24 protein-coding genes and 2 tRNA genes are annotated in these 26,122 nt (G+C 52.4%); 13 read left to right on the forward strand and 13 right to left on the reverse strand.

Features of this window, described 5'->3' with window-relative positions; translation table 11 throughout:
- Window positions 1–44 precede the first annotated feature (44 nt).
- Genes ccrud_RS10645 through ccrud_RS10660 form a run of 4 tightly spaced genes read left to right on the forward strand, consistent with a single transcriptional unit; the run spans window position 45 to window position 4,883 of the window.
- On the forward strand, window positions 45–812 hold the full coding sequence (locus tag ccrud_RS10645; RefSeq protein ID WP_066567365.1) for an IclR family transcriptional regulator domain-containing protein: 768 nt from the start codon (window positions 45–47) through the stop codon (window positions 810–812).
- A gap of 15 nt (window positions 813–827) precedes the next feature.
- The gene (locus ccrud_RS10650; protein WP_066567368.1) at window positions 828–2,054 is read left to right on the forward strand and encodes an acetyl-CoA C-acetyltransferase; all 1,227 of its coding nucleotides are present in this window, start codon (window positions 828–830) and stop codon (window positions 2,052–2,054) included.
- 2 nt (window positions 2,055–2,056) lie between these two features.
- Entirely contained in the window at window positions 2,057–2,812 is a 756-nt protein-coding gene (pcaD, locus tag ccrud_RS10655; RefSeq protein ID WP_066567370.1) for a 3-oxoadipate enol-lactonase, read from the forward strand.
- A 10-nt stretch (window positions 2,813–2,822) separates the two neighbouring features.
- A complete protein-coding gene (locus tag ccrud_RS10660) occupies window positions 2,823–4,883 on the forward strand; it encodes a helix-turn-helix domain-containing protein (protein ID WP_066567373.1) in 2,061 nt (686 codons plus the stop codon).
- Here the strand turns inward: ccrud_RS10660 and pcaC are convergent.
- The 8 genes from pcaC to catA all read right to left on the reverse strand — a co-directional run bounded on the left by pcaC (window position 4,869) and on the right by catA (window position 10,541).
- A complete protein-coding gene (pcaC, locus tag ccrud_RS10665; protein ID WP_066567376.1) occupies window positions 4,869–5,237 on the reverse strand; it encodes a 4-carboxymuconolactone decarboxylase in 369 nt (122 codons plus the stop codon). The genes ccrud_RS10660 and pcaC overlap by 15 nt on opposite strands.
- Window positions 5,237–6,328, reverse strand: a complete 1,092-nt coding sequence (pcaB, locus tag ccrud_RS10670; RefSeq protein ID WP_066567379.1) for a 3-carboxy-cis,cis-muconate cycloisomerase — start codon at window positions 6,326–6,328, stop codon at window positions 5,237–5,239. The genes pcaC and pcaB overlap by 1 nt, the downstream gene beginning before the upstream one ends.
- Before the next feature lie 8 nt (window positions 6,329–6,336).
- On the reverse strand, window positions 6,337–6,951 hold the full coding sequence (pcaG, locus tag ccrud_RS10675) for a protocatechuate 3,4-dioxygenase subunit alpha (RefSeq protein WP_066567381.1): 615 nt from the start codon (window positions 6,949–6,951) through the stop codon (window positions 6,337–6,339).
- 12 nt (window positions 6,952–6,963) lie between these two features.
- On the reverse strand, window positions 6,964–7,656 hold the full coding sequence (gene pcaH, locus ccrud_RS10680) for a protocatechuate 3,4-dioxygenase subunit beta (protein ID WP_066567382.1): 693 nt from the start codon (window positions 7,654–7,656) through the stop codon (window positions 6,964–6,966).
- A gap of 159 nt (window positions 7,657–7,815) precedes the next feature.
- On the reverse strand, window positions 7,816–8,013 hold the full coding sequence (locus ccrud_RS10685; RefSeq protein WP_066567383.1) for a hypothetical protein: 198 nt from the start codon (window positions 8,011–8,013) through the stop codon (window positions 7,816–7,818).
- 165 nt (window positions 8,014–8,178) lie between these two features.
- Window positions 8,179–8,472, reverse strand: coding sequence for a muconolactone Delta-isomerase (gene catC / locus ccrud_RS10690; protein WP_066567386.1), 294 nt, complete (start codon window positions 8,470–8,472; stop codon window positions 8,179–8,181).
- A 12-nt stretch (window positions 8,473–8,484) separates the two neighbouring features.
- Window positions 8,485–9,606 (reverse strand): muconate/chloromuconate family cycloisomerase, encoded by a 1,122-nt coding sequence (locus tag ccrud_RS10695; protein ID WP_066567389.1) that lies wholly within the window; start codon window positions 9,604–9,606, stop codon window positions 8,485–8,487.
- 77 nt (window positions 9,607–9,683) lie between these two features.
- On the reverse strand, window positions 9,684–10,541 hold the full coding sequence (gene catA, locus ccrud_RS10700; RefSeq protein ID WP_066567392.1) for a catechol 1,2-dioxygenase: 858 nt from the start codon (window positions 10,539–10,541) through the stop codon (window positions 9,684–9,686).
- 418 nt (window positions 10,542–10,959) lie between these two features.
- Between catA and benA the strand changes: the two genes are divergently transcribed.
- The 7 genes from benA to ccrud_RS10735 all read left to right on the forward strand — a co-directional run bounded on the left by benA (window position 10,960) and on the right by ccrud_RS10735 (window position 20,954).
- Window positions 10,960–12,456 (forward strand): benzoate 1,2-dioxygenase large subunit, encoded by a 1,497-nt coding sequence (gene benA / locus ccrud_RS10705; protein ID WP_066567395.1) that lies wholly within the window; start codon window positions 10,960–10,962, stop codon window positions 12,454–12,456.
- Between the two features lie 37 nt (window positions 12,457–12,493).
- Entirely contained in the window at window positions 12,494–12,988 is a 495-nt protein-coding gene (benB, locus tag ccrud_RS10710) for a benzoate 1,2-dioxygenase small subunit (protein ID WP_066567400.1), read from the forward strand.
- 12 nt (window positions 12,989–13,000) lie between these two features.
- Window positions 13,001–14,539: a benzoate 1,2-dioxygenase electron transfer component BenC gene (gene benC, locus ccrud_RS10715; RefSeq protein ID WP_066567406.1), complete on the forward strand. Its 1,539-nt coding sequence runs from the start codon at window positions 13,001–13,003 to the stop codon at window positions 14,537–14,539.
- The gene (locus ccrud_RS10720) at window positions 14,536–15,366 is read left to right on the forward strand and encodes a 1,6-dihydroxycyclohexa-2,4-diene-1-carboxylate dehydrogenase (RefSeq protein ID WP_066567416.1); all 831 of its coding nucleotides are present in this window, start codon (window positions 14,536–14,538) and stop codon (window positions 15,364–15,366) included. Before benC ends, ccrud_RS10720 begins: the two co-directional genes overlap by 4 nt.
- A 72-nt stretch (window positions 15,367–15,438) precedes the next feature.
- The gene (locus ccrud_RS10725) at window positions 15,439–18,126 is read left to right on the forward strand and encodes a helix-turn-helix transcriptional regulator (RefSeq protein ID WP_066567419.1); all 2,688 of its coding nucleotides are present in this window, start codon (window positions 15,439–15,441) and stop codon (window positions 18,124–18,126) included.
- 159 nt (window positions 18,127–18,285) lie between these two features.
- Complete coding sequence (locus ccrud_RS10730; RefSeq protein ID WP_066567423.1) at window positions 18,286–19,626, forward strand: MFS transporter; 1,341 nt, start codon at window positions 18,286–18,288, stop codon at window positions 19,624–19,626.
- Window positions 19,627–19,712: 86 nt separating this feature from the next.
- The gene (locus tag ccrud_RS10735; protein WP_066567426.1) at window positions 19,713–20,954 is read left to right on the forward strand and encodes a benzoate/H(+) symporter BenE family transporter; all 1,242 of its coding nucleotides are present in this window, start codon (window positions 19,713–19,715) and stop codon (window positions 20,952–20,954) included.
- Window positions 20,955–20,999: 45 nt separating this feature from the next.
- On the opposite strand, the gene ccrud_RS10740 is transcribed toward ccrud_RS10735, so the two are convergent.
- The 5 genes from ccrud_RS10740 to ccrud_RS10760 all read right to left on the reverse strand — a co-directional run bounded on the left by ccrud_RS10740 (window position 21,000) and on the right by ccrud_RS10760 (window position 24,567).
- A complete protein-coding gene (locus tag ccrud_RS10740) occupies window positions 21,000–21,626 on the reverse strand; it encodes an ATP-dependent Clp protease proteolytic subunit (RefSeq protein ID WP_066567429.1) in 627 nt (208 codons plus the stop codon).
- 32 nt (window positions 21,627–21,658) lie between these two features.
- Complete coding sequence (locus ccrud_RS10745) at window positions 21,659–22,252, reverse strand: ATP-dependent Clp protease proteolytic subunit (RefSeq protein ID WP_066567432.1); 594 nt, start codon at window positions 22,250–22,252, stop codon at window positions 21,659–21,661.
- A 187-nt stretch (window positions 22,253–22,439) separates the two neighbouring features.
- Window positions 22,440–23,789: a trigger factor gene (gene tig / locus ccrud_RS10750; RefSeq protein WP_066567434.1), complete on the reverse strand. Its 1,350-nt coding sequence runs from the start codon at window positions 23,787–23,789 to the stop codon at window positions 22,440–22,442.
- 115 nt (window positions 23,790–23,904) lie between these two features.
- Window positions 23,905–23,978, reverse strand: a tRNA-Pro gene (locus ccrud_RS10755).
- 337 nt (window positions 23,979–24,315) lie between these two features.
- The gene (locus tag ccrud_RS10760) at window positions 24,316–24,567 is read right to left on the reverse strand and encodes a helix-turn-helix transcriptional regulator (RefSeq protein ID WP_066567436.1); all 252 of its coding nucleotides are present in this window, start codon (window positions 24,565–24,567) and stop codon (window positions 24,316–24,318) included.
- Window positions 24,568–24,988: 421 nt separating this feature from the next.
- Here ccrud_RS10760 and ccrud_RS10765 point away from each other — a divergent pair.
- A tRNA-Gly gene (locus ccrud_RS10765) sits at window positions 24,989–25,060 on the forward strand.
- A 217-nt stretch (window positions 25,061–25,277) separates the two neighbouring features.
- Window positions 25,278–26,105: a hypothetical protein gene (locus tag ccrud_RS10770; RefSeq protein ID WP_066567439.1), complete on the forward strand. Its 828-nt coding sequence runs from the start codon at window positions 25,278–25,280 to the stop codon at window positions 26,103–26,105.
- Window positions 26,106–26,122 lie beyond the last annotated feature (17 nt).

Raw genomic sequence — 26,122 nt, forward strand, 5'->3', positions numbered from 1 at the left:
ATGCACAAGGGTTCGCAATGCGAACGTAAAGAGGAGTTGATGGGATGGTCGAACAATCACCGGATTTCGTACAATCATTTGCCCGTGGCTTATCCGTGATTCGAAGTTTTAGCGCAGATAATCCCGATCAAACATTGTCTGAAGTTGCCAGCCAAACCGGCCTCTCCCGGGCCACAGCCAGGCGCTTTCTCCACACACTGACAGACCTTGGCTATGCGGTAAACATAGACTCCCGCTTCCAGCTCACACCACATGTTTTAGAGCTCGGCGCCAGCTACCTCTCCGCACTGTCATTACCTGCAATTGCACAGCCCCGCCTGGAACTCCTCTCCCGCCAGATCGGCGAATCAAGCTCCATGTCAGTGCTTGATGGAAGTGACATCATCTACGTATGCCGCGTTCCAGTACGTCGCATAATGACGGTCAATATCACCATCGGCACCCGCTTCCCTGCCTACGCAACCTCCATGGGTCGCATCCTATTAGCCAGCTTGCCGGATGAAGAATTGAACGAGATGCTCGCCGCAGCACCCCCGGAGCAACTAACCACCCGGTCATTGACCACCGTTGCGGCGATCCGAGAAGAGATCGAAGCTACCCGCGAAAGGGGGTGGTCGTTGGTGGATCAAGAACTCGAACCAGGTTTAAGATCACTTGCAGCCCCCATTGCCAACGGTAAGGGCGAAGTGGTAGCAGCCATCAATGTGTCTACGCAATCAGCGTCCCACTCGGTGGAAGATATCCGGAAGATCGTGCTCCCACAGCTTCTTGAAACAGCTCAAACAATTTCTGCAGACCTCGCATCCCTTTAGATTTAAGGAAGAAATATGAATCCTCAAGATATTGTCATTTGTTCCCCACTGCGCACCCCAGTTGGCGCTTACGGCGGATCCTTCACCGGAATCCCAGTCCAGGATCTTGCCACCACCGTGATTAACGCAATCGTTGATGCAACCGGCATCACCGGCAGCGATGTCGATGATCTCATTTTGGGACAGGGTTCCCCTAACGGTTCCGCACCTGCACTTGGTCGCGTTGTCGCACTGGATTCCAAGCTCGGCATGGAGGTTCCAGGCATGCAGCTTGATCGCCGTTGTGGCTCCGGACTGCAGGCTATTCTTACCGCTGCTTCCCATATCGCTACTGGCGCCGCTGACCTCATCATTGCAGGTGGCGCAGAATCCATGAGCCGGACTGAGTACACCGTCTCCGGCGATATCCGTTGGGGTGTCAAGGGCGGAGATATGCAGATGCGTGACCGTTTGGCAGAAGCTCGCGAAACCGCCGGCGGACGCAACCACCCAATCCCTGGTGGCATGATCGAAACTGCGGAAAACCTCCGCCGCGAATACGGTATCTCCCGCGAAGAGCAGGACCAGATCTCCGCAGCATCCCAGCAGCGTTGGGGCAAGGCAGCAGACGCTGGAGTATTCGATGCAGAAATCGTGCCAGTGACCATCCCGGCGAAAAAGCGTGGACAAGAACCAACCATCATGGCTCGCGATGAGCATGGTCGACCTGGAACGACCGTCGAAAAGCTTGCTTCCCTACGCCCAATCATGGGCCGCCAGGATGAAGAAGCCACCGTTACCGCTGGCAACGCTTCCGGACAAAATGACGGCGCTGCTGCCGTAATCGTGACCACCCGCGCGAAGGCAGAAGAAAAGGGCCTGCGTCCAGTCATGCGTCTTGCTGGCTGGTCTGTTGCTGCCGTTCCTCCAGAGACCATGGGTATTGGACCAGTTCCAGCAACCAAGAAGGTGCTTGATCGCCTGGGACTGACCTTGGACGATATCGGAGCTATCGAGCTCAACGAAGCTTTCGCAGCTCAGGCACTGTCTGTGCTCAAGGAGTGGGGCATTTCTTGGGAAGACGAGCGCGTCAACCCACTGGGCTCAGGCATCTCCATGGGCCACCCAGTCGGCGCCACCGGTGCTCGCATGGCAGTTACCCTGGCACACCGTATGCAGCGTGAAAACTCCCAGTACGGCCTCGCAACCATGTGCATCGGTGGCGGCCAGGGTCTAGCAGCAGTATTTGAAAAGGAGAACTAAACATGGCTATTTTGCACAGCGTTTCTTATGGCTCATCCGACAACACTTTGGTGTTCATCGGTTCACTGGGCTCCACCACCGATATGTGGTTGCCTCAGCTTGATGCCCTGCACAAGGATTTCCGCGTCATTGCAGTTGATCACCGCGGACACGGTCTAACTGAGCTCATCGAAGGCACTCCAACCGTTGCTGACTTGGCACAGGATGTTCTCGATACCCTCGATGAACTGGACGTAGACAAATTTGGCGTCATCGGACTCTCCCTTGGCGGCGCAGTTGCTCAGTACCTGACTGCCACTTCTAACCGCGTCACCAAGGCTGCTTTCATGTGCACCGCTGCAAAGTTCGGCGAGCCACAGGGCTGGATCGACCGCGCAGCTGCAACTCGTGAAAACGGCACCGCATCGCTATCTGAAGCTGTGATCCAGCGTTGGTTCTCCCCTTCTTGGTTGGAGAACAACCCGGCATCCCGCGAGCATTTCGAAGCAATGGTAGCTGGCACCCCTTCCGAGGGTTATGCACTGTGCTGCGAAGCTTTAGCTACCTGGGACTTCACTGATCGCCTCGGTGAAATCACTGTTCCAGTGCTCACCATTGCCGGTGCAGATGATCCTTCTACCCCTCCAGCAATCCTGCAGATCATTGCTGATGGTGTATCTGGTGAATCCCGCGCAGAGGTGCTCTCCCCTGCTGCCCACGTTCCTACTGTCGAGCGTCCTGCAGAGGTAAATGAACTGCTAGCACAGCATTTCGCATAATGTTATAGGTATGTTTACAACAAGTCTCCTGCCTCGTCGTCAGTTGTTGCTTAGGCGTCTTCTCGCTGAGTTCACCACTGATCGCCGGGGCAGGTTTCTTGTTGTTACCGGCCCCCACGGGGTCAACAAAGAGCACTTCATCAGAGAGTTCGCTACAAAGCTCGGTGAATTTGAAGTTAATCACCGGCTGAAGAAAAAGCCGCGCCTGGGCATCGTTGTGGTCGATGATATTCATCTGGCAGAGCGCGAAGATATCGAAAAAACACTTACTTTGGTGCACACCAAGGGGCTCATTGTCTTAAGCACAGCACCGCATCGCATCAGTGGCGCCACAGATTTGCTGGCTTTGCCACCGCTCACGGTCCCGGAAACAGCGTTGCTTGCGCGCCAAATTGTCGGCCATTGCACGCCCGCCACCGCGCATCGGCTCAACGACGCGGCTGGCGGTTTGCCTCAATTAATCAGAGAGCTTCTCGACGCTGCCCCCATCGATCACTGGAGCACTGAACGCCCCTCCCTCACTGTTCCGGAACACTGGGTCACTGATATTGATGTCAAAGATGCCGTGCTTCGGGAAGTAGCCTCACACCCATTTTTTGATGGTTGCCCAGTAGATGATCTTGATGTAGATGCACACGTAGAACACGGCACCCTCATCCACGAAAATGGCATCTTAAGGTTCCATAGCCCAGAGGTGCGAACCCTGGTGCGAGCGTCTACGCCCCCCTCGAAAGCGCAACACCCGCGGGAGGAAAGCGTCGAAAAGCTTATTGAATCTGGAAACCTTCCTCTGGCGCGCCTTCATGTGGAGGCACTTCCCCATTCGCAAGCCGCGGAGCAACGCGCCTTTTTGGCGCTGTATGGCGGTCAGTCTTTTGAGGCCCAATCTGACTCCCCGTTTTATGCGCTAGCCACCTGGGATCCAATTGCGTTGCGCGGGATAAACCCCACTTTTGATATGTTCGCAGATGCGTTGGACACGGGTTCTTATACCAAGGCCAACTGCCCGCAAGATCCTGCGCAACAGCAGATTCATAATTTCATCAGCGGCTGGCTCGCCCTGGTTTATGATGATCCGCTCAACGCCCGCCGGCTGCTCTCTAGGAAAGGTCCCTCCGATCTTGTCGGATTATGGCAATCTGCATTTCTAGCTCGCGCGCACTATGTGCTGGGCGAATTTCAGGAAGCTTCCGCAGTTGTCGAACGTGGCCTTGCTACTGGCGATCGCACCGGAGCGTCTCTTCTAGAACCAGTTCACCTGTGGACAGGTGCGCAAGTAGCTGCCATGTCTGGCCGCACGGAATTAGCCAATCATTATTTACAGCGTTTAACGGTCCCCGAAGATGCGTTCCTCATCCAAAAACTCAGCGCATCGATGGGCAAACTCATCACCGCTTCCATGACTTCAGATACACGCACTGCCTCCTTAGCCGGCGATCGCATGGCCTCCGTTGTCTACACCACCAACACCCAACAACCTGGTTTTTGGGCTTGGGAAGACATGTATGCGATTTCACTGATTCGGACAGGTCGCATTGACGCTGCTGCTGCAGTCATGGATGGCATCCCCGACTCCACCATCCCATCGCTGCGCGCCCGAAACCTAGTTCCGCAAGCCAATATTGAGATTCAACGAGGCTCCACCGCCCGTGGTGTGAAAATGCTGTCAGAGGCTGTCGAGCTCATCTCTACAGTCAACATGCCAGCTTATGAAGCCCGCATCCTTTTTGAATACGGATTGGTCTTGCGCCGGATGGGAAGAAGAAGCCAAGCAGCAGAAATATTCACCCGCGCAGAAGAAGTTTTTATAGCCATGGGAGCAGTGACCCTTGCGGCCCGCTGCCACGGTGAAAAGAAAGTCGCAGGAGTAGGTGGCGCACGCAGATCAGCGCAGGGACTTACCCCTCAAGAGGAACAAATCACTGCGCTGGTTGTCGATGGCTACTCCAATCAAGAAGTTGCCCGCGAACTATCACTATCTGCAAAAACCGTGGAATATCACCTCACACGGGTGTACAAAAAAATGGGTGTCACATCCCGTGCAGAGTTACGTGAACTACTTAAGGTCTGATACTGCCTGGTTAAGAAGCTTGAATCCATGGTTGGAATTAGGCACGCCAGCATAAACAGCCGTGTGCAACAAGACCTCGCCGATGGTTTCCTGATCCACGCCAGCTCGCAGCGCAGCCTTAATATGCATATCCAACTCGCCATCATTGCCCACGGCAGTCAAAATTGCGATGGTGAGTAAACGGCGCTGAGTATGATCCAGGCCTGGTCGTTCCCAGATATCGCCCCATGCGGTGCGGGTGATGAAGTCCTGAAACTTTTCCGTCACCTCAGTGGTGTTTTCCACCGCACGATCTACGTGTGCATCTCCCAGCACAGCGCGACGGTTTTTCATTCCAGTTTCATAGCGATCCATTAGTTCAGTCCTTTTTCATAGATTTCTAGAGCACGTTCCGCCAAGTCCTGCGCATGTCCGGTGGGGCCATTAACGCGGGAAGCCATAACGTCTGTGTTCACAGTGATTCCATCAATGCTTGTGGATGCACGGCTCACCGCAGAATGAGTCACCGCTGCAAGCTCACGAAGCGTTGACCACTCCGCGTGCCAGCTGCCAGTGCCACGCTGAAGGCGACAGTCCAAGGCGTCGAAAAGCGTCGCTGCAAGCCCCGGGGCCCGGCGCGCATAGCCATCACACGCAATCGCTGCTGCCGGATTTGCTTTATGCGGCATGGCGGAGCTGCCGCCTGGTGCCTTTTCGCGTAGTTCTCCGACTTCGGTCTGCGAGTAAAACACTACGTCACCGGCAATTTTCCGTACGACACCTGAAGCAGTTGCCAGCGCTTGCGCAATCGCAGTAATCGGCATGCGATCCGAATGCCAGACCCACTGCGGATCAAAAAGACCCAATTCTTCAGCCAGCTTGGCTTGTATATCAAAGCCCCGCGGATGTACCGCTGTCATATTACCGCTTGCACCGCCATAAGACACTGGAAATTCCAGTGCCTCCAGCATGCGTGTGGAGTTTGCCACCGCAACGAGCCAGCCGCCAGTCAGCGCGCCAAACGTGGTCGGCGTAGCAATCTGGCCTAAAGTACGCCCCATGATCGGTGTAACTTTATGCTCGCGGGTGAGCTCAGCTAAATCGCGCGCAAGCTTTTTAAGCTTGTCGACGACGTCCCCCACCCCTTGTTTCATGCACAACATCAATGCAGAATCAATAATGTCCTGACTGGTAGCACCTGGGTGAATACCTGTTGGATTGATAGCTTTGAGGTCTGCGACCAGCGGAATCAGTGGATTTCCGCCTTCTGCTGCGCGACGAGACAACGCCTCTACATCCAGCTGATAAGAATCAATGGTTGCTTTGGCTGTTGCTGCATCTTCAGGAGTTGCGGCAACAGCCAAAGCAGCCTCCACGATGAGAAGACTGTTTAAGAAATTCTCATCAGAAAGGCTACTGAGGTGTTCTCCGCTACCGGCAAGGTCGGAGTATAAAGATCGGGTCATATGTTTATTTAGAGTCCAAAAAATGGGGTTTCGTCGGTTTCTGCCTGGACCTTGATGTCAAAGCGGAAACCATCTTCGGTTTTCTTTGCTACCAAAAGCTCACGACGCTCTGCAGGAACCACAGCCAATACTGGGTCAGTGCTGAGGTCTACCTCTGGCAGGTAGGCGCGAGTGTACAGACGTTCCAAAATGCCACGAGCAAACAGGCCAACCTTGAAGTGTGGTGCTTCATCATTGAAGGTGCCTGGCACAAGTGTGGTGAAAGTTGCTTCACCATCAGCGTTAGCCATCGCACGTCCCAAGCCACGGAAGCCATCTACGGTAGCTGCTTCTTTGCGGTTTGGGTCCAAATCCGAATTGTGCACGCCTTCAGCATCCGCCTGCCACAATTCAAACATCGCATCCGCAATAGGATCGCCGTTGCCATCAGTTGCAGAAACGGTGAATGAGACTGCGCCTTCAGTACCTGGAGCCACAAGATGCTCAGCTCCATCAAGTGTCAAACCAATGTGGACATATGGTCCCACTGTTTGTGATGGAGTGATGCCGAATTCTGCTTCATTTTGATCTACGATATTCGACTGTTCGTAACGGAACTCGCCGTTCTTCCCTGTATCAATCATTGCAAATACCTTTTACTCGAATGGGGTGGCGTTGCGGCCACGAAGGACGATGTCGAACTTATAGCCGAGCGCAAAGTTTTCGCGGGTCTCGTCATAATCAAACGTTGCGATCATGCGCTCGCGTGCACCCAGAGGTACTGCGTTGTAGATCGGATCCTGGAAGAACAATGGATCATTCGGGAAATACATCTGAGTGACAAGGCGCTCAGTGAATTGGCGACCATACAGTGAGAAGTGGATGTGCGCTGGACGCCATGCATTGTGGTGGTTACCCCAAGGGTAATTACCTGGCATAACTGTCCAGAAGTGGTACTGGCCGTCCTTATCAGTCAAGGTACGAGCCACACCATTGAAGTGTGGATCCAGTGGTGCTGGCCAGGAGTCATTCTTGTGACGGTAACGACCTGCTGCATTAGCCTGCCATGCTTCAACAAGAGTGTGTGGCACTGGCTTGCCATCAAATCCAAGAACGCGTCCATGGACAAAGATGCGCTGGCCGACTGCCTCGCCGCCATTGACCTTGGTCATGTCATTATCGGTGTTGCCAAGATCGCGGTCGCCGAAGACAGGTCCCGTGGACTCACCGAGTCGGTTTGGAACCATAATGAGATCGTTACTTGGGTTGCGCTTAATGGTGGTCCGGTACTCCGGGAAATGCAGTGGGGAGTACTCGCCTCCCGTTGGAGCGAAGTGTGGAATGTCCATGCGAGACCTTTCTACAGCTAGTGATGTACATCTCAAACTAGGGATAAGTGAGCCCATTAACAAGTGGTTCGTCAAACGAACATGTCAGATTGCGCACCTACATTCACTGCCAGCACAAACCCAAAACATCAGGGGTTAGCTAGGGGTGTGCATAAGGGATTACCCATCCAACACTTCCAGTGAGCTGCACATCGGCACAAAACCCTTCACTATGGTTCTTAACTCCACAATCAACGTGCTGGCATCCGCTTCCGGATTTGGAATAAGCAAACTCCAGCGTTGGATTTCCATTTGAGCTATCTCGAAGTTGATCTGATTTTCCGGACCATGCGGATCCCAATAACTAAAGTACGACATTCCCCATGTCCCCTAATGTTTTAAAATTCCCCTTATTTAATTGATTAACCACCACCCTATTTCAACACCACTAAACAAATAAGAGTCCTAACGAAAGTTTGTGCTAATTCTTTGTAATGGAAAAGCCACCCTACCGAAATTGAAGGTAGGGCGGCTGAAATTCGATTATCCCTTGAGGTAATAATCCAGGGCGTTTGGATGCTTCGCCAATGGAGTGATCTTGACGTTCATGTACTTAAACATCGGGAAACCACTCAGGATCGCATGCAATTCATCATGATCATCAACATCGAAAATAGAGTAGTTTGCATACTCTCCAACGACGCGCCAGATCGCCTTCATGATCCCGCGCTCTTGAAGATCTCCAGAATAAGCCTTTTCCTTAACCTGGAAATCTGCCATAACATCGGCTTCCATAGAATCTGGGAACACAACGTCCATGCGTGCTAGAAACAGCATTTCATCTTCTCCTTACTTACGGGTATAGAAGTTAACTTTGTCCACATCAATATCAACACCCAAGCCTGGCCCCTGAGGAACCGCAACCTGGCCATTGCTGTAATCGAATTCTTGGACGATATAAGTATCTTTCAGCAGCTGTGGACCAAATAGTTCAGTGCCGAAAGAAATTGCCTTGGTGGATGCTGCAAACTGCAACGATGCTGCGGTTCCGATTGGCCCCTCCAAGCTGGTAGCGCCGTGGCAAGCAAGTCCGCCGGCTTCTGCGATTGCTGCAATCTTTTTAGATTCCAGCAATCCGCCATGCTTGGTGGTCTTCAGTGCGATAACGTCCGCAGCCTGGGTTTTTACTACGGCCAAAGCTTCAGCAGGAGTCCATACAGACTCATCCGCCATCACAGAAACATTGGTGCGACGAGTAATTTCGCGCAGAGTTTCCAAGTCATCGGCTGGAGTTGGCTGCTCAAATAGTTCCACGCCTGCATCCGCCAAGATTGGCAGGTAGTGCAGTGCAGTGCGGCGATCCCAACGCGCATTGATATCGATGCGGATGGAAACGCGGTCTCCTACTGCGCGGGTCAATTCCGCCACTCGTCGAGTGTCTTCTGCAGGATCTCCTGCGCCCATCTTAAGCTTGAAGGAACGGTTACCGAACTCTTCGATGCGTTCTTCGATCTCAGCAACAGCCACATCCAACGGCAAAACGCCCAAAGCCCAGGTGACATCAAGCCTGTCACGGACGGTGCCACCAAGAAGATCACGCACTGGGATATTCAGGCTTCGTGCCCATGCATCATGCATTGCAACATCGACTGCCGACTTGGCATAGCGCGCACGTGCAACAACACGCTCAAGATCCGCCATAATGCCTGCAAGCTCAGACACAGCACGCCCGACGAGCACTGGGGCGAGGTAGCCGTCGACAAGCGCCTTCATAGTCTCAACCGACTCGCCGCCCCACCATGGACCGCCCGGCACAACGCCCTCGCCGTAGCCGATAACGCCATTTTCCAAGTGCACACTCACCAGCAGAATGTGCTGCTCAGTGGAAGTTGTGGTGGCAAAGCCATGCGGGCGAATCAGAGGAACATCGAGGATCCGGGATTCAACTTTTTTAATCGTCAGATTAGACATTTTTCGAACTTTCTAGACAAGTGGGAAAAGTCCCGCCACAAAATGTGGTCGGGACTCTAGGGTGAATAGGTTAAAACCTAGTCTTCCTTATCCAAGACGAATGGGTACTGAACGCGGTTGCCATCTTCGCCAGCTACTGGGTGCAGAACGAGTTCTGGCTTCACAGCGGTTGCAACGTCGTTGTCCACGTAGTCGCCACCCTCAAAGTACAGCTGGGTAGTAATGGTGCGGTAGCCAGGGCTGGAAACGCGCAGGTGAAGGTGCGCTGGACGCCATGGGTGTCCACCGTAGGACTCAATGAACCAGCCGGTTGGGCCATCGTGAGGAATCATGTAAGGAGCAGGCTGCAGAGTCTTGATGCTGTAGCGGCCTTCCTCATCGGTAACGATGGTGCCACGCAGGTTCCACTCTGGGATTCCTGGTGCAAACTGTGCGTAGAAGCCCTCTTCATCCGCGTGCCACAGTTCAACCTCGGCGCCGCCGATGCCGTTGCCCTCAAGGTCAGTAACCTGGCCTTCGAAGAACAGTGGGGTGCAAGCCTTGTCCTTGTCGCGCATTGGCATTTCGCCGTTCCAAGGAAGCTTAGGTGAGTTCTCAACGTAGTAAGGGCCTTCGATGGAGCCCTTGGTGCCGGTGTAATCGTGGCGGTTGTAGTTGATCTCTTCGATCTCATGCTCGACGAAAACGTCCAACCATAGTGGCCACTCGCCGTACTCGCCGACGTCAATCATCCACTGCTTGAGCACGTTGTACTCTTCGTAGGTGACCTCGTGCTTATGAGCTACCTGAGCGATCGCAGCAAGAAGATCGGTGTAGATCGCATTTGCACGGTCTTTAGAAGTATCAGAGGAAACGCGGTTTGCCTTGAACTTATCGGTTGCCTTGTTACCTGAATCATGGGCAGTTGGATCAACGTGCTGATCAGCTGTAGTCATGTCATACTCCTTGAGACTGTGGGGGGTGAAGTGGGGGTGCAAGTTCAGTGGCTACAACATCAGAAGTTTCGTTGTGATCGGATGAACTTGATAACAACACTGTGGTCTGAATCATCGATTACGTCAATACCCCGATTTTCGCCGGATCTGGAAAAATCTACCAAAATCCATAAATTTTACTCCATAAAACCACGTCAAGTCCACAAGATTGGCAATTTGTTTCACCATACGAACAGCACCCCCCGACCAAACCCTAGGAATTCCCCTAATGTGATTCAGTTCATCATTAGGGCAGTGTTAGTGTTACGCCACCGGGAAAGCCCTAAACTCGCAGATGTCCCCTACTGCTTTAAAGCACAGAACCAATACGACATTTTGGTGGCAATTCAAACTTCTTTACACTCTCACGGAGGTTCACATGTCAACACCAGTTTCAAATTTGGATAGCGTTCAGAAAACCCTGGACCATGCACTTGAGGACCGTCCAGAAGAAGGCATCGTTCGCGTTAACCGCAACATCTTCACTGATCCAGAGATCTTCGAGCTGGAGATGCGCCACATCTTCGAGGGCAACTGGATCTACCTGGCACACGAGTCCCAGATCCCTAACCCGGGTGATTACTTCACCACTTACATTGGCCGCCAGCCAATCATGATCACTCGCTCCAAGGACGGCACCCTTAACTGCCTAATCAATGCTTGTTCCCACCGTGGAGCTATGTTGTGCCGCCGTAAGACCGACAACCGCACCACTTTGACCTGCCCATTCCACGGCTGGACCTTCAGCAACGACGGTGCCCTTCTTAAGGTCAAGGATCAAAAGGAAGGTGCATACCCAGAACAATTCCACACTGATGGCTCCCACGACCTGCGTCGCGTGCCTAAGTTCGAGTCCTACCGTGGCTTCCTCTTCGGTTCCCTCAACGATGATGTTGTCTCCCTAGAAGAGCACCTCGGCGATACCCGCACCGTCATTGACATGCTGGTTGACCAGTCCCCAGAGGGCCTTGAGGTTCTTCGCGGTTCTTCCACCTACACCTACGACGGCAACTGGAAGCTCCAGACCGAAAACGGTGCGGATGGCTACCACGTTTCCTCCACTCACTGGAACTACGCTGCAACCACTTCCCGCCGTGGCACTGGCGAATCCGCCAACGAGACCAAGGCAATGGATGCAGGCACCTGGGGCAAGCAGGGTGGCGGCTACTTCTCCTACCCATACGGCCACATGCTGCTCTGGATGTGGTGGGGTAACCCAGAAGACCGCCCACTGTTCGAGCGTCGTGAAGAATTCAAGCAGCAGTTCGGTGAGGAAAAGGGCGAGTTCATGGTTGGTGCTTCCCGCAACCTGTGCCTCTACCCTAACGTTTACTTGATGGATCAGTTCTCCTCTCAGATCCGCCACTTCCGTCCAATCTCTGTTGATCAGACAGAAGTCACCATCTACTGCATCGCTCCAAAGGGCGAGTCTGCAGATGCACGTGCAAACCGTATCCGCCAGTACGAAGACTTCTTCAACGCAACTGGCATGGCTACTCCAGATGACTTGGAAGAGTTCCGCTCTTGCCAGAAGACCTACCAGGCAACTTCCTTCCCTTGGAACGATATGACCCGTGGTTTGGGCCACCAGGTTCAGGGACCAAATGAAGTTGCACAGGGTCTGGGCATGAATGAAGTGCTCTCCTCCGGTGCTCGTACTGAAGACGAAGGTCTCTACCCAATCCAGCACGCTTTCTGGCATGAGCTCATGCAGGAAGCTGTCAACAAGCAGACCATTAAGGAAAAAGAGCTTGCCGACGACGCAGCCTCTTCTGCAGTGACTGTTGCTGCCGCGAAGCAGCGTGAAGCAGCCAAGGCTGCTGCGAAGGCTGATTCCGGAGACGAACCACGCCGCCGTCGCCGCACCCGCGGTTAATCGTCGATAAGCACTAATCTTTTAAGGAGAACACCACATGTCTAATATCACTCGCTCTGAGATTGAAGATTTCCTTTACTTCGAGTCACGTCTGCTCGACGACCGCAAGTTTGAAGAGTGGCTCGACTGCTACCGCGAGGACGCAGAGTTCTGGATGCCAGCTTGGGATGACAACGGTGAACTGACCGAAGACCCACAGTCTGAAATCTCCCTCATTTACTACGCAAACCGTGGTGGCCTTGAGGATCGCGTTTTCCGTATCCGCACCGAGCGTTCCTCTTCTACTTCCCTGCCTGAACCACGCACCGGACACAACACCACCAATGTTGAAATCCTGGAGCGCCGTGACGGTGAAGTAGACATCCGTTTCAACTGGATCACTTTCTACTTCCGCTACAACACCACCGACACCTACTTCGGCACCACTTTCATGACTCTTGATGTCTCTGGTGAAACCCCGAAGATCGTGAAGAAGAAGGTCGTTTTGAAGAACGACTACATTCACCACGTTGTTGATATCTACCACGTCTAGGAGGCACTTTTCATGACCCACCAAGTTGCTCTAGCCTTTGAAGACGGCATTACCCGATTCATCGACTGCGAAGAAACACAAACTGTTGCTGACGCTGCCTACCAGGCACGCATCAACATTCCATTCGATTGCCGTGACGGCGCTTGCGGAACCTGTAAAGCGTTCTGTGAGTCCGGCGACTACGAAGAAGGCGACTACATCGACGACGCTCTGTCCGAAGATGAAGCTGCCGACGGCTACTGCCTGCCTTGCCAGATGACGCCAAAATCCGACCTCATTCTGCAGATCGCTACCACTTCTGTGCTCGCGAAAACTGGCGCTTCTACGTTCGATGGTGAGCTCAAAGAGATCAACCAATACTCTGATTCCACCATTGGAATTGAGATCGAGCTGGAAAACCGCAAGGATCTTGCATTCTTACCAGGTCAGTACATGAACATCTTGGTGCCTGGTAGTGAACAGACCCGTTCCTACTCTTTCTCTTCTGCGCAGGATTCCAACTATGTGCAGTTCCTAGTCAAGGTCACCCCTGGTGGACTCATGACTACTTACCTCACAGAGGAAGCAAAGGTCGGCGATAAGCTCACACTGACTGGTCCAATGGGATCATTCTTCTTGCGTGAACCTGTCCGCCCAATCCTGCTGCTTGCTGGCGGCACCGGTTTGGCACCGATCTTGGCTATCTTGGAGAAACTCTCCCGTGACGAGCAATTGGATGTTCCTATCCGTTTGGTTTACGGTGCGAACTTCACCCATGACCTCGTTGAGCTTGAGCGCCTTGATGCATTCAAGGAGAAGTTTGACTTTGACTACATCACCGTGTTGTCAGACAAGGACACCGAGCACCCACGCAAGGGCTTCGTTCCAGCTCACCTGACCGGCGAGTACGAACCAGATGAGGATACAGACGTCTACCTCTGTGGACCTCCTCCAATGGTTGAAGCTGTCCGCCAGTTCTTGGGCACTCTGGACAACCCACCACTGGACTTCTACTACGAGAAGTTCACCTCTGCAGCAGCTCCAGCAGCAGCAAGGCCTGAGGTCACTGTGGATTCCAGCGAGGTCAAGGATGACTTCTCACTCGTTGAGGTCTCTACTCCAGGCATGACTTCTGGTGAGGTTCACTCCTCTGCAACCCAGCTCAACGCACGCATGGCTCTCGAGCTAGGCGCGCTAGAACTTGCAATCAATAAGCTCGGCGATCGCGATATCGAGCGATTCCGCAACTTGGCAAACACTGCGAACTCCTTCATCGATGGAGATAAGCTAGTTGACGCGGTGAAGTTCACCGAGGCAAACGCTGATTTCCATGAGTTCCTCTTCCGCCGCGCTAACAACGAGGCACTGCTCATGGCTTACCAGAACCTCCAGGTTGTTCAAGAAATGAAGGCGACCCTTCCAGGCGCTGATTGGATTGATCCAGCGATTACTGCTGAGCACTTGGCGCTTGTCGACGCTGTCGCCCAAGGCGACCTAGATTCGGCTCGCACTATCATTCGTGAACATGCAGAGCACGGCATTGGCACTATGGCTAAGGCCAGCAACGAATGAGCGCACCAGTAGGAAAAGGCACTGAGGGCCGCCCCACCCACATCACCGCGGAACGTTTTTTCGGCCAAGGTGTAGTGGTAACGGGTGCTGCTCAAGGCATCGGAAAAGCCGTGGCTCAGCGCATTGCATACGAAGACGGTAACCTAGTGTTGGTTGACCGCTCTCCGATCGTGCATGAGGTAGCCGAGGAACTCCGTCAGGCAGGTGCCGGCACAGTGGATTCTTTCACTACCGACTTGGAGACTTTCGAAGGTGCAACTGCTGCTTTAGAGTTCGCTGGTGAAAAGCTCAAGAACTTGGATGTGGTGATCAACAATGTTGGTGGCACCATCTGGGCGAAGCCTTTCCATGAGTATTCAGAAGAGGAAATCCGCAAGGAGATCAACCGTAGCCTCTTCCCTACCCTGTGGATGTGTCGAGCAGCGTTGCCTATTTTGATAGAAAACGGTGGAGGAACAATCGTTAATGTTTCTTCCATTGCTACCGGCGGTATCAACCGTGTCCCTTATGCAGCTGCAAAGGGTGGCGTCAACGGTATTGTTTCTGCTCTGGCACATGAAGCTGCACAGCACAACGTTCGTGTCGTGGCTACTGCACCGGGCGGTACTCTTGCACCTGAGCGCGCTGTGAAGCGTGGCCCAGGCCCTGAGGGCGAATTGGAAAAGAAGTGGTATCAGCAGATTGTTGATCAAACTATCGATTCCACTTTAATGAAGCGCTACGGAACTCTTGAAGAGCAAGCTGCACCAATTTGCTTCCTCGCATCTGAGGAAGCGTCCTACATCACCGGCTCTGTTATGCCGGTGGGTGGAGGTGACCAGGGCTAGCCCTAGTCAACACTTAGGGACTTGTATCTGTCTTGGCAGATACAAGTCCCTTTTTTAGTCTAAAATTGATCCATGGTTGCATCAGTTCCGTTTACGCCGTCTTCTTTCCAAGTCTTTTTACCTCGAGCTTCGATCATTGTGCAGGAAGTAAGCTCTCTGATTAAAAGCCTAGAGTCCGGTGACGGAAAACTCTTCCACATCAGTGGCCAGCCAGGCGCTGGAAAAACCGAGTTTGGCATGCAGCTTATTGAAGAGCTCCAAGGATGGACCATTGTCCGTGCGACAGCGTTGTCCTGGTTGAAAAACAGTCCACGTAATCTGCTTGGACATGTAGCGCACAAATTAGGTGCGCATTCCGCCAACTCCATCCGCGGTGTTATTGATCGCCTCGATGCTGCCACGGTAGTAATCGTTGACGATGTCCACTGGGCTGATATCGAATCATTGCAAAAACTTATCGAGTACTCCATGCGCATGGTGTCTGGTCGGTTTGCCCTCATCATGATCGGTTTAGATGAGGAAGAGCTAGTGTTCCACGATGAAGTAGTGTCTTTGCCTTCCATTGCAGATGCCACCTACGTCCTCCCGCCGATGAGCATCGAAGAAATCCGACAACTAGCGCTCACTGATGTCCGCGGACGCATCAGTGCCACCACCGCAACTGATATCCAGCGCATCACCGGTGGTGTTTACGGCAGAGTAAAAGAAGTTTTACACGCAGAATCCCCCGATCATTGGAAGCTGCCGAGCCCTAATATTCCCATCCCACAGAGCTGGTGGGCCAATCTCAATCGACGTGTCAGCAGCCAACGCTTTTGGCCAGTATTGCTGGCTGTGGCTGTATTACCAGCAGGTGGCCCCATCGATCTGGTCAAGCTTTTAGGCAATGACCCAACGGGTATGCTTTGCGACGATGCCGTACGCGCCGGCTTGCTCCGCGTGCTGCCCTCCGATGGTCCGCCACAGCTTGACCTTGTATTACCAATGGACCGGGCAGTCTTAAGATCACGTACTCCGCTAAACACACTAGCTGAGTTACACAATACTGCTGCTGATTATTATTCCAGGTGGAATCATGTTGACGCTACGCTTCAACACCAAGCTTTTGCAGCCTTAGATCCAGAAAATCCTGCAGTCAGAGCCCTTGCTCAACGTGGCTATGCATTAGGACGAGCAGGCCATTGGATGGAAGCTGCACACGCTCTTGCCCTTGCAGCTAACCGCACCGCTCACCGAGAAGAATCCAATAAATACTTATTGGAATCCATTGATTCCCTGATCTCTGCCTCAGATCTCCCGCAAGCACGCTCCAAAGTAGCAACTTTAGATCTGGGGGAATCCGGCATTCAGCAAGAATCTATGCTTGGCTACTTAGCCATCCATGAAGGCCGACGATCAGAAGCACGCAACCTTTTAGACCGTGCTGCCTCCGAGCTTTTGTCGCAGCATCCAATCGACCCCATCCATGGTCCTCGCATGGCACAGCGCAAAGTGCTTTTAAACTTGGTCGATTGGCGCCCTGATGAGCTACTTGTCTGGGCAAATCGTGCTGTGGCATGGACGGACGAAGATGCAGGCGAAAAGATTGAAGCCCAATCCATTTCGCTCATCGGTCAATCCGTACTTGATGGAAAACTTCCCGAAGACAAGCCCATTCCCGGTGAAACAACCCTCCACGCGCAACGTCGACATATGGCCATGGGGTGGCTTTCTATGGTTCATGATGATCCTGTTACAGCACGTCAAAAACTTGAACGCCGCAGTTCAATCAGTGGTTCTGAGCGCATTAGTCTCTGGCAAGACGGCTGGCTTGCTCGTTCTCTGTTGCTCTTGGGTGAATGGGAAGAAGCAGCTCGTACTGTAGAAATTGGTTTGGCACGCGCAGAACAATTCGGTATTCGCTTCCTGGAGCCTTTACTTCTCTGGACTGGAGCCACCGTAGCGACTGCCCGCGGTAATGATGATCTGGCACGTAACTATATGCGGAGGCTTTCTGCAGACCAAGACGCCTTCATCATTCAATCCATGCCTTCTGCCATGTGCCGACTGTGGGTGCATAGGCAAAGAAATGAAATTCCTGGCGCCATTGTGGCCGGCGAGCAATTAGAAAAACTCGCTTCCAAAGAATACGTCAATGCTCCTGGTTTCTGGCCGTGGCAAGATGTTCATGCCACTCACCTAATCCGCATTGGAGAAATCGAGCGTGCAGAGAACCTGGTTAATTCCACCCTTGAAGAACTCAAAGGTTCCACCATCGCATCTGCCCATGCCAAAATAGCCGTTCCGGATGCAATGTTGCTGATCCACCACGGCGATATAAAAAAGGGGTTCCAGCGTTTTGAGGACGCCCTAGACATGCTTGATCCGCTCACGCTTCCCTACTACCGTGCTCGTATTTGTTTTGAATATGGCCAAGCTCTGCGACGCCAAGGCCAACGCCGACGCGCCGATGAACAATTCGCTCGAGCATCTTCGCTCTTCCAAGACATGGGCGCCAACGCAATGGTCACCCTTGCTAATCGCGAACGCAGAGTTGGCGGTTTAGGGCAGCGCTCAGAACAATCCGGAGGACTCACACCACAGGAATTTGAAATTGCGCGTTTGGTAGCCTCTGGACACTCCAATAGAGAGGTTGCACAGGAACTTTTTCTTTCCCCCAAGACTGTGGAATATCACCTCACTCGAGTATATAAAAAGCTCGGAATCCGCAATCGTATGGAACTTGCTGAGGCTTTGAAGAGATACTCTCACCGCTCTTAGCAGGGGTTATACCTCCGGACAAGTATCCCCTAGAACTCTTTAGGGCAATCCCTAGTTTCAGGTTTTCTCAACGCAGGATTAAATGTGAATCACATCACCAGCAGGTGAATAGAAGCAATTAATTCACATTCCTGTGTAGGGATTCAAGGAGAATTTCCAGTGGCTACCCAAATTTCTGGCGGTTGGCAAAGCGCCAAACACCGCACCACCGTCTACATGATCCTCGCGGTCGTAGGCATTTCCATTCTTTTTGATGGCTACGACCTGGTGATCTATGGTGCGGTCCTTTCCTCATTGCTCGAGGACCCCAACCAGATCGGTGCGCTTAGCCCTGCCATTGCAGGTACCCTCGGTTCCTACGCCATGATCGGCGTGATGATCGGTGCACTATCTGCAGGTGCAGTCGGTGACCGCCTCGGCCGACGCAAGGTTATGCTCACCGCCATCGTCTGGTTCTCCATCGGCATGGCACTGACCTCCATGGCTACTTCCATCGCCATGTTCGGCGCCCTCCGCCTTCTCACCGGCTTAGGCGTCGGCATGATCGTTGCCACTGGTGGCGCTATTATTGCAGAGTTTGCCCCAGCTAATAGGCGCAACCTTTTCAACGCAATTGTCTACTCAGGCGTTCCAGCAGGTGGCGTTTTAGCTTCCATCCTTGCTCTGCTCTTTGAAGACATCATCGGTTGGCGCGGACTCTTCCTCATCGGTGGCTCACCACTGCTATTCCTCCTCCCACTTGCATACTTCTTCCTTCCAGAGTCCCCACGTTGGTTGACTTCCCGTGGACGCATCGAAGAGGCTAAGGCCCTATGCGAACGCCGTGGCCTGCCAACGCAGGAGTTTGTCGTCGAAAAGCAGCTGACGACGAAGGGCACCGGATTCGCTGGAATCTTCTCCTCCAAGTACCTCATGGGCACCATCTTGATTGGTGCGATGAGCTTCATCGGCCTGCTCTCTACCTACGGCCTCAACACCTGGTTGCCAAAGATCATGGAATCTAACGGCGCATCCTCCCACGATTCCCTATACTCCCTGCTGTTCCTCAACGGTGGCGCAGTCTTCGGTGGCCTGATCGCTTCATGGTTCGCTGACCGTATCGGCGCAAAGACCATCATCACCTCCACATTCGCACTTGCTGCAATCTGCCTCGGCGTGCTGCCTTATATCTCCTCATGGCCTCTCATGTACACCGCAATTGCACTCGCAGGAATCGGCGTTCTGGGAACCCAGGTTCTTACCTACGGCCTGACCTCCAACTTCTTCGGAACCGAATGCCGCGCCGCAGGTGTAGCTTGGTGTGCAGGATTCGGCCGCCTCGGCGGAATCTTCGGACCAGCAATCGGCGGTCTGATCATCGGCGCAGGATTCGGCCCTAGCTCTGCATTCCTCATCTTCGCTGCAGCAGCTGTCATCGGCGCACTATGCACCGCAATGATTCCGCGTTCACCAGCAGAAGCTGAAGTTAAGATCCAGCAGGAGCCACTTGCACGCGTCTAAACCTTAAATATCGAAAAAGGGAAGCCTCGGCTTCCCTTTTTGTCATTTTCCACCACTGTTATCTAATCTGATAAGGGGTAAAAAAATTGGCCAACTCAATACTAATGGCAGTAGAACGACCAGTCCTTCCCCGTCCCAGTTTCGCAGAAATCAAACGAGACTTAAGCCCCCAAGAAATCGGCAATGGGCTTGTCGCATTAATTTTCTCCGCCTCTGGACCAATTGCCGTCATCCTTGCAGCAGCCGCAGCCGGTAACCTCAGCCCAGATCAGACATCCTCCTGGATTTTCGGCGCTTTCCTAGGCAACGGATTACTTACCTTGTGGTTGACGTACATGTACCGCACCCCGCAAGCTTATTTTTGGACAATTCCTGGCACCGTCATTGTGGGAGATTCCCTCACCCATTTAAGCTTTCCGGAAGTAATTGGCTCATATTTAGTCACTGGTGTGCTGGTATTTCTACTTGGCTGGACCGGGTTAATCGGCAAGATTATGGCTGTGCTTCCGCCCACCATTGTCATGGCCATGGTGGCAGGAATCTTCTTGCGTTTTGGCCTCGATCTCATTAATTCCAGTATTTCTGATCCATTGATTGCGCTTCCCATGGTTGCCGTATTCGTAGCATTAAGCATCAGCCCACGCATTGCCAACATTGCTCCACCAGTTGCTGTTGCCGCTGTTGTAGGCACCATTGTTGCCATTGCAGCAGGCCGTCTGGCACCTGGAATTTTAGACAACGGAATTATCTCTAAACCAGTTTTTACTGCTCCTGAGTTTTCTTTCGCAGCCATCATGGAACTTGTTGTGCCTTTGGCTATCACTGTGGTGATTGTGCAAAACGGCCAAGGCGTTGCAGTACTCCGGGCTGCTGGGCACAAGCCAGGAGTAAATCTTGCCGCTGCAGCCTCTGGATTGTGGTCAATTCCGATGGCTCTGATTGGCAATGTCACTACCTGCTTAACAGGCCCGACTAATGCCCTCATCGTATCTGGACCAAATACACGCCGACACTACACTGCAGCCATGGTGACAGCCATGGGCGCAATCATCGTTGGTCTTTTCTCACCAGCATTTGTGGGCTTCATGCTCGCCATGCCAGTATCCTTCATTGCAGCACTCGCAGGTATTGCAATGCTTACCCCCTTGAAAAATGCTTTCATCACAGGATTCTCAGGACCTTATTCCACAGGCGCACTGGTGTGCTTTTTAGTCACAGTGTCAGAAATTAGCATTGTCGGCATCACTGCCCCATTCTGGGGAATTGTCTTCGGATGTCTCATTGGTTGGCTTCTGGATAGCAACCTTTTAAATAAAAAACAGGCTTGATCCTTCTATTGAAAGAAGGATCAAGCCCTGATATTTTTAACCGATTTAGCGCTTGAGCTTACGGTAATCGAAGATCTGGTCAACGATGCCATATTCAAGTGCTTCCTCAGCGGTGAGGATCTTGTCACGGTCAGTATCAATGCGAATCTGCTCCGCAGTACGACCAGTGTGTTCAGCCAAGGTGCTCTCCATCAGACGGCGCATGCGTTCGATCTCTGCAGCCTGGATCTCCAAGTCAGAAACCTGGCCCTGAGTGCCCTGGGTTGCTGGCTGGTGGATAAGAACGCGGGAGTTCGGAAGAACTGCGCGCTTTCCTGGTGCACCTGCAGCGAGTAGAACTGCCGCAGCGGATGCAGCCTGACCAAGGCAGACAGTCTGCACATCTGGACGTACGTACTGCATGGTGTCATAAATTGCCATCAACGAGGTGAAAGAACCACCTGGAGAGTTGATGTACAAGGTGATATCGCGGTCAGGATCCATGCCTTCTAGGACAAGAAGCTGCGCCATGATGTCATTTGCAGAGGTGTCATCTACCTGAGTACCGAGGAAGATGATGCGCTCTTCAAAAAGCTTTGCGTAAGGGTTGGTCTCTTTGGTGCCGTACGCGGACTGCTCAATAAAAGAAGGCAGCACATAACGTGAGTTTGGCATCTGGAATCCGTTGCTCATTATTTTTCTCTCCTTTAAAGTTTTCCGTACGCCTAGTTGCTGATTGGGCCTTCAGCCAAGGTAATCACGTGGTCAACTAGTCCGTAATCCTTAGCTTCCTGAGCGGTGAACCAGCGGTCACGATCGGAATCCTTGGAGATCTGCTCAAAAGACTGGCCAGTGTGCTCAGCGATAAGCTGTGCCATCTCGCGCTTGGTTGCTGCAAACTGCTCCGCCTGAATTGCGATATCTGCTGCAGTACCACCAACGCCAGCGGAAGGCTGGTGCATCATGATACGAGCATGTGGCAATGCGAAACGCTTGCCCTTAGTGCCACCGGAAAGCAGGAACTGACCCATGGAAGCAGCAAGACCCATACCGTAAGTTGCGATATCGCATGGGGAGTACTTCATAGTGTCATAAATTGCCATGCCTGCGGTGACTGAGCCACCTGGGGAGTTAATGTACAGGGAGATGTCCCTGGTTGGATCCTCAGCCGACAGCAGCAGAATCTGAGCGCAAAGCTTGTTTGCGATCTCATCGTCTACCTGGCTTCCCAGGAAAATGATGCGCTCACTCAGGAGGCGATCAAAGACGTCATTTCCGAAACCAGGGCCACCTGGGGCTGCCATACGAATATCGCTCATGAAAACAGTCAACTCCTATATTCTTCAATCTTGTGTACGTTCATTAAGTTCAATGTCACCAGACTACCCGCGTATTTCCGCGAAACCGCCTCTGTTCGCTATCAGCGTTTTCACCCTCTAAAAACGCAAAAAATAACGCTTTTCGACGCGCGCTTGGGCGTCGAAAAGCGTTATTTGTTTTTAGAGATTAAGCCTCAGACTCAGTCTCTTCGACTTCTTCTTCACCGAAGTAAGCCTTTGGGTCAACGTCATTACCCTCAGAATCCTTGACGTTTACACGGCAGATAGCCTGTGCAAGTGCCTTGCCGCGACGAACATCAGCGAAGAGGTTCGCGATCTGGCCGGACTGCTGCAGCTGACCGATGAACTGGTTAGGGTCCATTCCGTAAGACTGAGCGGTGAATAGGATGTGATCGGTGAGCTCCTGCTGGGAAACCTCAGGCTCTTCAGCCTCAGCAAGTGCATCGAGGAACAGCTGGGTGCGCACAGACTGTGCAGCATCTTCGCGGTTCTGAGCTTCGAACTCTTCACGAGTAAGGCCCTGTGCTTCAAGAACAGAGTTCAGTGCAGCATCGTCGTGTGCGAGCTCACCGAGCAGCTGGTGCAGCTGTGAGTGTGCCTGCTCATCAACGATGGAGTCGGGAACTGCGAACTCAGTTGAGCCAATTGCTGCAGCGAGAACTTCGTCGCGAAGCTTGGAAGCCTGCTCGTTCTTCTGCTTTTCCTCGACGGTAGCAACAGTGGACTCGCGGAGCTCTTCGATGGTGTCGAACTCGGAAGCTAGCTGCGCGAAGTCATCATCCAGCTCAGGCAGCTCGCGCTGCTTGGTAGCGGTGATTTCGACGCTGATCTGAGCTTCCTTGCCCTGGTACTCGCCATTTGCCAGCTCAGAGGTGAACTCTACGGTTTCATCCTTCTTAGCGCCAAGCAAAGCCTTATCCAGGCCGTCAATCAGATCGTCAGATCCGATTTCGTAGGACAGACCTTCGGTGGTTGCCTCGTCAATCTTCTCACCGTCAACAGTTGCGGTGATGTTGATGGTGACAAACTCACCCTTCTTCAGCTTGTGGTTGTGATCCTTCAAGGTGGAGAAACGAGCGCGCAGGCTATCCAGCTCTGCATCGATCGCTGCTTCATCAGCCTTGATAGCTGGAACCTCAACGTTGATCTCTTCAAACTTAGGAAGGTCGAACTCTGGGCGAACGTCAACCTCAGCAACGAACTCAACAAGCTCGCCATCTTCGATCTTGGTGACGTTTACCTGAGGCTGGCCAATCGCCTTGATGCCCTCAGCCTGAATTGCCTGCTCGTAACGGCTTGGAAGCATGTCGTTAACGACCTGCTCCAGAACTGGTCCACGGCCAAAGCGCGCGTCGATCAGCTTGCGTGGAGCCTTGCCCTTGCGGAAACCTGGAACCTGGACCTGCTGCGCTAGAGCGGCATAAGCCTGGTCGATCTCTGGCTTCAGTTCAGAAAATGGAACCTCAACGGTGATCTTTGAACGGGTGTCGCTCAGCTTCTCGACAGAACTCTTCACGAGTGAATCTCCTGGGTGATCGGGAAAGTAAAAGGTATAGATATTACAAAAACAAGCCCGGTTTCAAACGATTATGCGATTTCTCGCGTCGTCCGAAACCGAGCTCGTCCTCAAGTCGGGGCGACAGGATTCGAACCTGCGACCCCCTGCTCCCAAAGCAGGTGCGCTACCAAGCTGCGCCACGCCCCGATATTAAATTTGACCCATGAAGACTAACACATTCGATATAACACAACAAACTTATTTAGCCGCTGCGTAGAATCTCTACGCGTCATGCTCCTTGGTTCGTTTAGAAACTTTACACACACACTGATCAAATAACGAAATCGCTCACATTTATGCAGGTAAAACTAATTTCAAACATTCAGGCAATGAAGCATTTCCACATCACACCCATACCAATGCCCTAAAACGCACTACTCACAACAACCCCACGCATACTGCCCTATATCAAGCCCCCAGAAAGCACAGAAAGCCATGAGGGCATTAACCCTCATGGCTTTGCGTATTAAAAAGGAAAATCAGCTTAGCAAGCAACCTCTGCAGGCTGCCCTGAACTAATGAGTCCCTTATTACCAGCTGCGCGATCATCTACCCACTCTTGAATGGTCTGGGAATCCCACAATGTAAGTCCATGTAGCTTAGCAACTGGCTTTGGCGCACGACCGCGTCCCGCGTAACTGGTGAAGGTACCGCGAGCAGTACCGGAAAACTCTGCGCATTCAATTGCAGTCCAGAGCTGTCTACCCGATTCTGAATCGATGATTTTTGGCTTCATAATTCACGAGGCTACGCCACGAGGGTACCTTTTGTCGAAATTATCTTAAGGTTTCTACAAGGAAATTATATCTCCATGTTTTACCGTATAAATAAAGGACTAACTGGCACTATAAATTATCCATTATGAATTTTACACAGCCATATTCTTAACTTTTACTAACATTTTATTAATTTTTTCTAAGGTAATGCAGGTTTAACTAAAGAAAAATACAGCAAAATGTACAAATACGTGCTAAGTGCAAAGATATCGAGAAATCTCAAGCAGGCCCACAGCCCAGAAGCTCACAACAAAAACCAGCTACTCACCCCTACAGCAAAAGCCTCAAACCACAGTGCTGGCCAGCCGATTTCTTTTCCATCAACAATGTGCGCTATGCTTTTGAACGAACCAAACAAGAGTTCTTGCCAAGTTCAACTTTGGGAATGTCGTATAATGGCTATTACCTCAGCCTTCCAAGCTGATGACGCGGGTTCGATTCCCGTCATTCCCTCAAAGAATAAATAGCCCTTAACCAGCGAAAATGCTAAGGTTAAGGGTTTTTTCTTTTCCCGATTATTCTAAAGGGGAGATACTTCGGAGATATAGCCATCACTCTGGGAACTTTCATCGTGGTTGATCCGTTGTTTAAGTGATAAAGACCAACATGTTGGTGAGAGTTTAAACCCCGAACCCCGCCATCCTAATCCTTGAGTGAGTTGAAGATTTTCGTGGAAGCACTACTTCTTATCGCAATCGTCATTGGTGGTGGCGTTTTTGTCGCATCAAAGATGGGCTCTAAAAATACTAAGAAGCAGGAAGAAACTGAGTTCGCTGATGCGCAAGCTGATGCACGCCGGTGGATTGAGCGCCTTGGTTCCCAGGTATTAACGATCGCAGGAAATGACACTGCATCTACTCAGGCTATTGCGGATGCTTCAGAACGTTATACTGCTGCTTCTTCTCAGATTTCTTCAGCAACTACTCCCCGACAAGCAGAGTTGGCACGCGAATCAGCACTTGAAGGTTTGCACTATATGAACGCAGCCCGCGAGATCATGGGTATGACCCCTGGCCCAGAGCTGCCTCCTCTTGAAGGTCAACGCAATGCAGGTCGCGTCACAGAGAAGCGCACCATTGAACAGGAAGGTCGCCAGATCACGGCCTCTCCTGTGGCAACTGATGCAACTCCGAATTACTACCCAGGCGGCAATGTTGCTGGGCGTCCAGTTCCTGCCGGTTGGTATTCCGAGCCGTGGTGGGCCAGCGCTCTGCGTTCCGGTATTTGGACTGCAGGTTCCGTCATGATGTTCTCTGCAATGTTTAATGGCATGGCAGGTGTTAATTATTCAGGCGCTGCCTTTGAAGATGGTTATGGCGAAGGCTACGAAGATGGTCTCGCTGCTGGTGACGAAGGCGGAGACATGGGTGGTGACACTGGAGCAGATATGGGAGATGCCGGTGGAGAAGACGGCGGCGGCTTCTTCGACGGATTATTCGGTGGCGGTGACGGCGGCGATGGTGGTGGCGGATTCGACTTCGGTGACTTCGATTTCTAACACCTACTAGTTCCCAC

It is taken from the genome of Corynebacterium crudilactis, assembly GCF_001643015.1.
GTDB classification, from domain to species: Bacteria; Actinomycetota; Actinomycetes; order Mycobacteriales; family Mycobacteriaceae; genus Corynebacterium; species Corynebacterium crudilactis.